Source organism: Cellulomonas algicola (genome assembly GCF_003851725.1).
Taxonomy (GTDB): Bacteria; Actinomycetota; Actinomycetes; order Actinomycetales; family Cellulomonadaceae; genus Cellulomonas; species Cellulomonas algicola.
On sequence record NZ_BHYL01000035.1, the window covers coordinates 1 to 9,995 of the forward strand.

Here is a 9,995-nt window from a genome sequence, read left to right on the forward strand (position 1 = left end):
ACAAGCGGCCCTCAAGGCGAACGTCTCGTGCCACACGAGACAGACGGTGCGTGCGGACCGCGTCGTGAGGCGATCGCGCAGGCGGCGGGACAGTACGGACTCGCGCGATGGCCTGCCGGATCACCACCGCGCCCCACCGGCCCCGCTCGATGAGTTTTCGACCATAGCCGGAACTTTGGCAGAACTAGGGATGGGGCTCCTCGTCGCACTCAGACGTCATCTCGTCTCCGGAGCGCCCCTGCCGCTCGACGACGTCATGCACCCGACCGCACAATCGAGCGCCGACGCGCCGTCTCGGCGTCAGACGAGCCGCCCACGGCCGTCGACTGTTCGCGCGTGTCCCCGGCACCGTTCGGGAGCCGTCCGGGCATCCCGGCCGACCGCTCGTCGGTGTTCGGGGCCCGCCACCCTTCACTCGTCGGCGCCGTCGACACCCCGATCGGAACTTTGGCAGTCGGTGTTCGGGGCCCGCCACCCTTCACTGGTCGGCGCCGTCGACACCCCGATCGGAACTTTGGCAGAACTCCGGCGCGTCCCCCGACGACCGGTGATGTCGGCCCGTACGGTCGGCACATGGCCGTGCCCCTCGCCTCCGTCGTCGAGCCGTTCCTCACCGACCGCGCCACGCTCACGCGGCGTGGTCTCACCGACGGCTCGCGCGCGGGCTACCGCCAGGACGTCGCGACGTGGGCGCGCCAGATCGCGCAGGACGTCGGCCGCCTCACGGGCGACGAGGGCGAGGACCCGCTCGCGCTGCTCACGTCCGACGACCTCACGGAGCTGAACGTCAAGAACGCCTACCGGTCGATCCGTGGGCGCGAGGCCGCGTCGACCGTCCAGCGCCGGGTCGGAACCCTCCGTCTGTTCGTCCGGTGGCTCCAGATGGAGGGGCACCTCGCCGTCGACCCGACGCTCCGCATCGAGGCCCCCGAGCGGCCGGTGCGCCTCCCCGCCGGATGGGACGACGCCGAGCTCCTGCGGCTCGCGAAGGTCGCGTGGGACGTCTCCCCCGGCGACAACCGCCGCTGGCCGGCGCGTGACCGTGCGGCGTTCGCGCTGCTGTCGACGACCGGCGTGCGCGCGTCCGAGCTGTGCGGCCTGACGGACCGGTCGCTGCGCGTCGAGGAGGACGGCGAGGCCGTGCTCACCGTCATCGGCAAGGGCAACCGGCAGCGGAACGTCCCGGTCCCCCCGGAGGCGCTGCGCGTCGTCCAGGAGTACGTCGCCGAGCGGGACGACCGGTTCGGCCAGCCCGAGCACGGCGCTCCCCTGCTGCGCCTGTCGTCGGGGCGGCCGCTGCAGCGTGGCGCGCTCAACCACCTCGTCGACGGCTGGATCCGCCGCTCGGGCGTGTCCAAGCAGGAGGGCGAGGCCGCGCACGGCTTCCGGCACACCTTCGCGAAGGGGCTCATCCGCTCGGGCGTGCCGGCTCCCGCCGTGCAGGCGCTCCTGGGCCACGAGGACCTGAAGACGACCGGCATCTACGTGAAGGCCACCGCGGCGGACGTCCGGGACGCGGTGCTCGTCTCGCCGTCGCGACGCGTGCTGCGCGAGGTCGGCGCGACCGACGCGGCGACGGCAGCCGTGCCGTCCTAGTCCCCGCCGGTCCGGTCCCCGCCGGTCCGGTCCCCGCCGGTCCAAGCCCCCGCCGGTCCGGTCCCCGCCGGTCCAAGCCCCGCCGGTCCGGTCCCCGCCGGTCCAAGCCCCCGCCGGTCCGGTCCCCGCCAGTCCTGATCGGGGTCGGCGGTCCGCGTGCCGTCGTGTGGACCGCTCCGGCGTACGCGACGATGACGACATGACCACCGACGACGTCCGTGCCACCATCGCCGAGGTCGAGCAGCAGGAGCGCGAGCTCGTGCTCTCGTCGTTCACGAACGACGAGGCGTGGCGGCTCGGCTGCCTGCTCGTGGAGCTCGCCGAGGAGCGCGACCTGGCGGTGACGATCGACATCCGGCGCGGCACGCAGCAGCTCTTCCACGCGGCGCGCACGGGCACGACGCCCGACAACGACTCCTGGGTGGAGCGCAAGGTGCGCGTGGTCGAGCGGTTCGGCGCGTCGTCCTACCTCGTGGGGCTGCGCGCGAAGGAGCGCGGCACCACGTTCGCCGAGCAGCACGACCTGCCGCTCCAGCAGTACGCCGCGCACGGCGGTGCGTTCCCGGTGCGGGTGCACGGCGTCGGACCGGTCGGCGTCGTCACGGTGTCCGGGCTCCCGCAGGCGGACGACCACGCGCTCGTGGTGGAGGCGCTGCGCGCGTTCCTCGCCTGACGAGCCGTCCACAGCCCGCGTCCGGGGGGCCGCTCCCCCGGATGGGCTTCGTGCCCCGGGGCGACGTCGCCGCGCGGACGACGCTGAGGGCTATGACCGACGACCCGCACGACCTCGTCTGGGAGCCCGACCGCGAACCCGGCGATCATGAGCCACGCACCGGCCTTCCCGAGCCGGGCGCCCCGACGCACGACCCCGACTCACGCCTGCACGCCGACGACTGGTCCGACGTGCCGTGGCTGCTCGACCCCGCCCTCCCGGGCGACGGCGGGCTCCCTCGCGTGCCCACCCGGCCGCTGCGGGAGCGCGACGACGTCCTGGACCTGCTCCTGCGGCTCGTCGGACCGGAGCGCGCGGGCCCGCCCGCGCTGTGGTTCGTCCTGCTCGACGCCGACGACCGGTGCCTGCCCGTCGTGCTGCCGCTGGCGGAGGTCCCGCTCACCGCGTCGCCCGGTGTCGCCGCGCACGTCATGCACGTGCTCGCGTCGGTGCTCGACCGCGACGCGCCGGGCGGGTCGGTGCTCGTCGGGCTCGTGCGCGCGTCCGGCGGGGACCGCGGCACGTTCGAGACGTCGTGGGCACCCGTCCTGCGCGACGCGGCGGACGAGCACGGCGCCCGCATCCGCGCGGTCGCCGCGATCGGTGCGAGCCGGGCCCGCGTGATCGAGTGGTGAGCGGCGCGAGCCGCGGTCGGCGGGAGCCGCGCCCGTGTGATCGACCTCCGTGATCGACCCGCAGGATCGAGTGGTGAGCGGCGCCGCGCCGCACGGCGAGCGCCGCGGCGACATCAGGCCGGGCCGGGTGCGACCTCGTCGATCGCGGCGAGCTGCTCGAGCTCCGGCTCCCACAGGATGCTCGCGACGTTCGCGCGCAGCTGCTCGGGCGTCCGGGCGCCCGCGATGACGCTCGTGACGGCGGGCTGCGCCGCGAGTCCGCCCAGCGCGAGGGTCGGCAGGTCGATCCCCCAGTCCGCACCGAGACCGGCCAGGGCCTCGATGCGGTCGAAGTCCGCGGCTGCCAGGCGCTGCGGCATGCGCGTGAGGCGGCTGCCCTCCGGCGCCTCGGCACCGCGCCGGTACTTCCCGGTCAGCAGCCCGGACGCGAGCGGGACGTACGGGATCAGACCGACACCCGTCCGCTCGAGCGCCGGGACGAGCTCCGCCTCCGCACCGCGGTCGAGCAGGTTGTAGCGGTTCTGCGCCGACACGAATGGCGACGTGTGCGTCGTGCGCGCGGTCCAGTCCGCGTCGACGACCTGCCAGGCCGCGAAGTTGGACGACCCGACGTAGAGCACCTTGCCCTCGGTCACGAGCTCGTCGAGCGCCGCGAGCGTCTCCGCGATCGGGGTGACCGGGTCGGGTGCGTGCAGCTGGTACAGGTCGATGCGGTCGGTGCCGAGCCGCTGCAGCGACCCCTCGACGGCACGGCGCACGTACCGGCGCGAACCGCGCGCACCCCAGTCGGTGCCGTGGAGACCGCCCACGTCCATGCCGAACTTCGTCGCGACCACGACGTCGTCGCGTCGGCCGCGCAGCGCCGCGCCGAGGAGCTCCTCGCTCTGCCCCGGGCTGCCGCCGTAGACGTCCGCGGTGTCGAAGAAGGTGATCCCGGCGTCCAGAGCGGCGTCGACGAGCGGCCCCACCCCTTCCGGCGGTAGCGTCGCCCCGAACGTGTTGCAGCCGAGTCCGGCGACGGACACGGTCAGCCCGCTGGCCCCGAGCCGGCGGAAGGACATGGGCGGCGGGGTGTTCGTCGTCACCCGCAGCACTCTACGTCCCGGTCAAACAGCGGCCACTCATCAGAAGAACCAGGTCGCTCGGGTGCGCACCCTCTCCCCTGTCGGCGGCGGCCGTTCACCAGACCTTCACGGCTGGCTGGAACACGGAGAGGTCCCCCGCCGTTGACAACGGTGGAAGTTCTCACTCGACGGCCGGAACCCGGCACGGAGGTCCCCTGATGGCAAACCGGTCCCTGCGCGGCATGCGCATCGGGTCCCACAGCATGGAGACGGACGAGGGCGTCGACTTCGCCCCCCGGCTCCAGGCGCACTACGACTGCCCCAACGGGCACACCATCATCCTGCCGTTCTCGGTCGAGGCCGACGTCCCGGTGGTGTGGGAGTGCCGGTGCGGCGCCGAGGCCCTGCTGCGGGACGCGTCCAAGCCCGAGGCGAAGGCGGGCAAGCCCGCCCGGACGCACTGGGACATGCTGCTCGAGCGCCGCACGATCGGCGAGCTCGAGGAGCTGCTCGACGAGCGCCTGGGTCTCCTGCGCGCCGGGAAGCTGCGCCGCAGCGCCTGACGCCCCGCGCCGAGGCACGCCCCCGCCTCAGCGCACCCGCGCGCTCCGCGTCCTGCCGAACGCTCCCGCCAGCCGGCGGGAGCGTTCGCGCATCCCCCACCGGGTGACGTTGAGCAGCGCCTCCAGGACGATCGCGCGGCTCATCTTCGAACGGCCGACCTCACGCTCCACGAACGTGATCGGCACCTCGACGACCCGAGCGCCCGCGCGCACCGCGCGCCACGCCATGTCGACCTGGAAGCAGTACCCCTGCGACGCGACCTCCCCGAGGGGCAAGGACCGCAGCAGGTCGGCGCGGTAGGCCCGGAAGCCGCCGGTCGCGTCGCGCAGCGGGATACCCAGCACGAGCCGCGTGTAGGTGTTCCCGCCCAGCGAGAGCACCTTGCGGTGCGCCGGCCAGTTCACGACGCTCCCGCCGGGCACCCACCGGCTGCCGAGCACGAGGTCGGCGTCGGCCGTCGCCTCCAGCAGCCGCGGCAGGTCCTGCGCGCGGTGCGAGCCGTCCGCGTCCATCTCCACGACGAGGTCGTAGTCGCGTGCGAGCGCCCACCCGAACCCGGCGACGTACGCGGTGCCGAGGCCGAGCTTGCCGGAGCGGTGCAGGACCGCGAGCGAACGGGTCGCGTCGGGTGAGGTGGCCTCGTCGGCGGCGATCTTCTCCGCGAGCTCCCCGGTGCCGTCCGGCGAGCCGTCGTCGACCACCAGCACGTCGGCCGTCGGGACGTGCTCCCGCAGCCGCTCGAGGACCACGGGGATGTTCTCGCGCTCGTCGTACGTCGGGATCACGACGAGCACACGTGCCGCGCTGGGGTTCATGCCGCGCTCTCTTCTCGGTCCGGACGGGGCACGCGGCGGGCACCGAAGGCTCCGGCGACCACCATGCACACCGCGAGGGCGTCGACGACGAGGCCGGGCCAGGGGCCGAGCGCCGTCGCCGGTGTCCAGGTGGTGCGCAGGGGCAGGTCCGCGACCATCTGCTCGGCGGTGAACAGACCGGTCTGCTGGCTCACGGACCCGTCCGGACCGATCACCGCGCTCACGCCGACGGTCGAGATCTGCACCGTCGCGCGGCCGTGCTCGACGGCCCGCAGCCGCGACATCGCGAGCTGCTGGGTCGACTCGTCGCTCCGGCCGAAGGACGCGTTGTTCGTCTGGACGACGAGCACCTCTCCCCCGGCGCGCACCGCGTCCCGGACCAGCGCATCGTAGGCGACCTCGAAGCAGATGACGTCACCGATGCCCACGGTGCGGGCCAGACGCTCCGACTCGAGGGGCACGTAGCCCGGACGGTCGCCCGGCAGCATGTCGCGCGTGACGGTGTCGACGGCGGACGAGAAGTTGCGGACGAACGACCGCATCGGGATGTACTCGGCGAACGGCGCGGGGTGCTGCTTGGTGTACGTCGCGGTGACGCCCTCGCCGGGCACCCACAGGACCGCGGTGTTGTAGCGGCCGCCCTCAGGCGGGTACTCGACGGTGCCGACGAGCATCGGGGCGTCGACGGCGCTCGCGGCGGAGTCGATGAGGTCGGCGGCGCGCGCGTCGACCTGCGGGTCGATGTCGGTGCCGTTCTCGGGCCACAGCACGAGGTCGAGCTCGCCCGGCTGCACCTGGTCGAGCAGCGCGAGGGTCCCGGTGACGTGGTTGCCGAGGACCGCGGACCGCTGCCCGAACGCGTCGAGGCCGGTCCCGGGCACGTTGCCCTGCACGGCGCCGACGCGCAGCTGGCCCGCCTGGGCGGCCGTCGCGAGCGGTACGAGCAGCCCACCGACCGCGACGGCGGCGGCGAGGACGACGGCGCCGAGCGCGCGCAGCACGCGTCCGCGGACGACGGCGACCGCGCCCCGGGCGAGCAGCACGCCGACCGCCGCGACGAGCGCGGAGACCAGGGGTGTCCCGCCCCACGACGCGAACGCGACGAGCGGCGAGTCGGCCTGCGAGAAGGCGAGCCGGCCCCACGGGAAGCCGCCGAACGGCCACGTCGAGCGGAGGTCCTCGGCCGCGACCCACAGCACGGTGAACACCACGACCTGCAGGCCGCCGTTGCGCCAGACGGCCTCGCCTCGTCGTGCCCACGCCCACGCGGCACCGAAGAGCGCGACGTAGGACGCCTCGAGCACGGTGAGCGCGAGCCACGGCACGAGCCCGACCGCGTCGTTCGCCCACGTGATAAGCGGGCCGAAGAACGCGAGGCCCCAGACGAAGCCGACGAGGGCGTTCCAGCGTGCGGAGTCCCGCCGCATCGCGAGGTACAGCAGGGCCATCCCGAGGAACGCCGCGGGCCACCAGCCGGGGGCGGGGAACGCCGCGCGTGTGACCAGGCCGCTGATCAGGGCGAGGCCGACCGCCCACCAGCGGGAGGGTTCACGGACGAGCACCGCGCAAGAGTACGACAGCAGCATGTGCGGGCCGTCGGGACCGGCGTCCTGGAAGCGTTCCCGACCGACCGGCCCGCGTGTCCTTCGTACCGGTCGGCGCGCACGGCGCGACCGTTGTCTGTTGAACACGCGGGCCCGGTCGGAACCCTGGGATCCGACCACCGGCCTCGTCGGGGCCTGCCGCCGGCCGACTGCCGCGTCGGCCTCGAGGGCGGTGGCACCCGACCGGTCCCCCCGGTCGTGGATACCTTCAGGAACCTACCGAGATCAGGCGACGTGTCAAGGCGCCGTCGCCGCAGGTGGTGGGCCTCTACGCAGGTCACCTCGACGGCGTGGGCCGACGACACACCCGTCGGGGCGGCGTGTCGTGGGGCGTGTCGCGGAAATCGGACAGGCGTCCAGCACGGCGCGCCGCGCAACGCTGCCGAAGATTCACCCGCTCGCGTCGAGCAGCGTGTGGGTCAGCCGAGCGCGTCGTACAGGACGACGCCGTCGCGCACCGTCCGCAGGCAGCGCGGCGACTCCTCGTCGGGGCCGAGGAACGGCAGGAGCGGGGTGCCCGACCGGGCGTCCGTGCTCCACGACGCGAGCCGGCCGTCGGGCGCCTGCACGACGAGGTGCTCGGCCCGCCACACGGCGAGATGCGCGGGTGCGCCGACCCGCAGCTCACCCGCACCCGTGTGGTCGAGGCCGGCGAGCCGCCAGCCGCCACGCGTCGAGGCCCGGAACGCAGCACGTGCGGAGATCCGCTGCTCGGGCGCGGTGTGCAGGACGGCCGCCCGGACGCCCGCCCACGGGTCGACCGGCGTGACGGGCGCGTCGGAGCCGAACGCGAGCGGGATGCCCGCGCCCGCGAGGTCGGCGAGCGGGTTCAGCGCGGCCGCACGACCGGCGCCGAGCCGCGTCGCGTACATGCCCTTCTCCCCGCCCCACGCGGCGTCGAACGCGGGCTGCACGCTGAGCCGCACGCCGAGGAGGATGAGCGACGCGAGGGTCGGGGCGTCGACCATCTCGGCGTGCTCGAGGCGGTGCCCGGCACGGCCGATCGCCTCGACCCCCTCGACGTCGGCGGCGGCGCGCAGGCCGAGCGCGACCTCGTCCATGGCACGGTCGCCGATGACGTGGAAACCGCCCTGCACGCCGGCACGCGTCACGGCCGTGACATGGTTCGCGATCTGCTCGGCCGACAGGTACAGCGCGCCGGAGCCGTCGGCGTCCGCGTACGGGGCTCGCAGCGCAGCGGTGTGCGACCCGAGGGACCCGTCGACGTTGAGGTCGCCCCCGATGCCCGTCAGGCCCGGGATCGCGGCCAGGATCTCGCGCGCGTCGTCGACGGTCACGCACAGCTCGCCGCGGTACCCGACGACCAGCGGCAGCGCGCTCGCGGCGTCGGCCGTGGAGGTGAGGAGCTCGACGAGGCCCTCGCGCGTGTCGATGAACGGCGCGCTGAGCTCGTGCACCGACACGACGCCCTGGGACGCCGCGTGCGCGAGCGCGCGGCCGTACACGGCGGTGCGCCGCTCGGGCGTCAGGCGTCGGGCGGCCTCGCGCGCGGCGTGGTGCGCCTCGCGCTCGACGCGACCGTCGTCGGACCAGCCGGGGAGCCGGTCGAGGCCCTCCGCCTGTGCGAGGGCGGTCGACACGACCGCGGAGTGCACGTCGACGCGCGCGAGGTACACGGGCGCACCCCCGGCGGCCGCGTCGAGCTCGGCACGTGTCGGCGGGCGCCCCTCGGGCCACTCGGTCTCGTCCCAGCCGAACCCGAGGAGCGGCACGTCCGCGTCGGTCGCGGAGCGCTCGCGGGCGGCGCGGGCGACGGCGTCGAGCGCGTCCCCGAGGGACCGGACCCCGGCGTCGGCGGACAGCGGCACGCTCTCGAGGGCGAGGCCGGTCTCGAGGACGTGGACGTGCGCGTCGACGAACCCCGGTGCGACGAGCGCCCCGTCCAGGTCGACGACCTCGTCGGCGCGGGCCGCCAGGCCGTCGGCCGTGTCGTCGTCACCCAGCCAGGCCACGACGCCGTCGTCGACGAGCAGCGCCTGCGCGAACGGGTCGGCCGGGGAGTGGATGACGCCGTTGCGGTAGAGGGTCGAGCTCACATCGGCTCACGATAGGGCAGGTCAGGGCGTCGCACCCGGGCGAAATCCGGACGGATCGGCACGGGTGGGACCGTCGGCCCCGTCACAGGCCGCGTGTCAGACCGAGGAGTACGCGACGACACCTCGCCGGACGGCGTCGACGGCCCGCCGGGCGGTGGTGCGGGTGCGCTCGTGCGGGGCGGCCTGGGCGACCTGGTCGAGCACGTCGATGACCTGCTTGCACCAGCGCACGAAGTCGCCCGCGGACAGGTCGCCCCCGCGCAGGACGGCGTCGAGGCTGCGCCCGGCGGCCCAGCGGTGCACGGCCTCCACGAGCCCCAGGTCGAGCGGCACGGTCGTCTCGAGCCGGTGCTCCGACTCGAGGTCCTCGAGCTCCGACCAGGCGCGCAGCGTGCCGTCGAGCGCGACACCCAGCCGGCTCGCCGGGCCGCCGGGGACGTGCGGCTCGCCCTGGTCCTCACGACGCGAGCGGAACACGAGCGTGGAGACGGCGGCGGCGAGCCCGGGCGGGTCGAGCTCGTCGAAGGTGCCGCGACGCAGGCACTCCGCGAGCAGCAGGTCGTTCTCGGCGTAGAGGCGCCGCAGCCAGCGTCCGTCGTCGGTGACCTGCAGGGTGCCGTCGGTGCGGTCGAGGTAGCCGAGCCGGACGAGGACGTCGCAGATGCGGTCGAACACCGCGGCGATCGAGCCGGTGCGGCCCTCGATGCGGCGGACGAGGGCGTCGTGCTCGCCGCGCAGGCGGTCCCACCGCTCGGCCCAGCGGGCGTGCTCCTCACGGTCCGGGCACGCGTGGCACGGGTGGGCGCGGAGCCGTCGTCGCAGCTCGGCGATCTGCGCGTCGTCCTGCGCGGCGGTGTGCCGGGGCGGGCGGCCGCGGCGCGCCCCGGGTCGCGGGTCGCCGCGCGGGTCGCCGTCGCCCACGGCGCCGGACGAGACGGAGGCCCGCAG

General features: G+C 74.8%; 8 protein-coding genes and 1 pseudogene. 4 read left to right on the plus strand and 5 right to left on the minus strand.

Annotated elements, in window-relative coordinates:
- The first annotated feature begins 573 nt into the window (after positions 1–573).
- The 3 genes from CTKZ_RS02405 to CTKZ_RS02420 all read left to right on the plus strand — a co-directional run bounded on the left by CTKZ_RS02405 (position 574) and on the right by CTKZ_RS02420 (position 2,943).
- Positions 574–1,596, plus strand: a complete 1,023-nt coding sequence (locus tag CTKZ_RS02405) for a tyrosine-type recombinase/integrase (protein ID WP_124341443.1) — start codon at positions 574–576, stop codon at positions 1,594–1,596.
- A gap of 199 nt (positions 1,597–1,795) precedes the next feature.
- Positions 1,796–2,269, plus strand: a complete 474-nt coding sequence (locus CTKZ_RS02415; protein ID WP_124341444.1) for a heme-degrading domain-containing protein — start codon at positions 1,796–1,798, stop codon at positions 2,267–2,269.
- 92 nt (positions 2,270–2,361) lie between these two features.
- Positions 2,362–2,943, plus strand: coding sequence for a hypothetical protein (locus tag CTKZ_RS02420; protein ID WP_124341445.1), 582 nt, complete (start codon positions 2,362–2,364; stop codon positions 2,941–2,943).
- A gap of 113 nt (positions 2,944–3,056) precedes the next feature.
- Here the strand turns inward: CTKZ_RS02420 and CTKZ_RS02425 are convergent, their stop codons facing one another.
- The gene (locus CTKZ_RS02425; RefSeq protein WP_124341449.1) at positions 3,057–4,004 is read right to left on the minus strand and encodes an aldo/keto reductase; all 948 of its coding nucleotides are present in this window, start codon (positions 4,002–4,004) and stop codon (positions 3,057–3,059) included.
- Positions 4,005–4,225: 221 nt separating this feature from the next.
- Between CTKZ_RS02425 and CTKZ_RS02430 the strand changes: the two genes are divergently transcribed.
- A complete protein-coding gene (locus tag CTKZ_RS02430; protein WP_013771102.1) occupies positions 4,226–4,570 on the plus strand; it encodes an RNA polymerase-binding protein RbpA in 345 nt (114 codons plus the stop codon).
- Between the two features lie 27 nt (positions 4,571–4,597).
- On the opposite strand, the gene CTKZ_RS02435 is transcribed toward CTKZ_RS02430, so the two are convergent.
- The 4 genes and pseudogenes from CTKZ_RS02435 to CTKZ_RS02450 form a co-directional block, all read right to left on the minus strand.
- Positions 4,598–5,386, minus strand: coding sequence for a polyprenol monophosphomannose synthase (locus CTKZ_RS02435; RefSeq protein ID WP_124341446.1), 789 nt, complete (start codon positions 5,384–5,386; stop codon positions 4,598–4,600).
- Positions 5,383–6,948 carry an apolipoprotein N-acyltransferase gene (gene lnt, locus CTKZ_RS02440; protein WP_124341447.1) on the minus strand — a complete coding sequence of 522 codons (1,566 nt, stop codon included), beginning with the start codon at positions 6,946–6,948 and terminating at the stop codon, positions 5,383–5,385. The genes CTKZ_RS02435 and lnt overlap by 4 nt, the downstream gene beginning before the upstream one ends.
- A 461-nt stretch (positions 6,949–7,409) precedes the next feature.
- A complete protein-coding gene (locus CTKZ_RS02445) occupies positions 7,410–9,047 on the minus strand; it encodes an amidohydrolase (protein ID WP_124341448.1) in 1,638 nt (545 codons plus the stop codon).
- 96 nt (positions 9,048–9,143) lie between these two features.
- Positions 9,144–9,995: pseudogene (locus tag CTKZ_RS02450) on the minus strand (DEAD/DEAH box helicase); the annotation flags it as partial.

Excerpts from the sequence above, each read along its gene's own strand:
- CTKZ_RS02405 (WP_124341443.1), top strand. The coding sequence starts at position 574 with ATGGCCGTGCCCCTCGCCTCCGTCGTCGAGCCGTTCCTCACCGACCGC.
- CTKZ_RS02415 (WP_124341444.1), top strand. The coding sequence starts at position 1,796 with ATGACCACCGACGACGTCCGTGCCACCATCGCCGAGGTCGAGCAGCAG.
- CTKZ_RS02420 (WP_124341445.1), top strand. The coding sequence starts at position 2,362 with ATGACCGACGACCCGCACGACCTCGTCTGGGAGCCCGACCGCGAACCC.
- CTKZ_RS02425 (WP_124341449.1), bottom strand. The coding sequence starts at position 4,004 with ATGTCCTTCCGCCGGCTCGGGGCCAGCGGGCTGACCGTGTCCGTCGCC.
- CTKZ_RS02430 (WP_013771102.1), top strand. The coding sequence starts at position 4,226 with ATGGCAAACCGGTCCCTGCGCGGCATGCGCATCGGGTCCCACAGCATG.
- CTKZ_RS02435 (WP_124341446.1), bottom strand. The coding sequence starts at position 5,386 with ATGAACCCCAGCGCGGCACGTGTGCTCGTCGTGATCCCGACGTACGAC.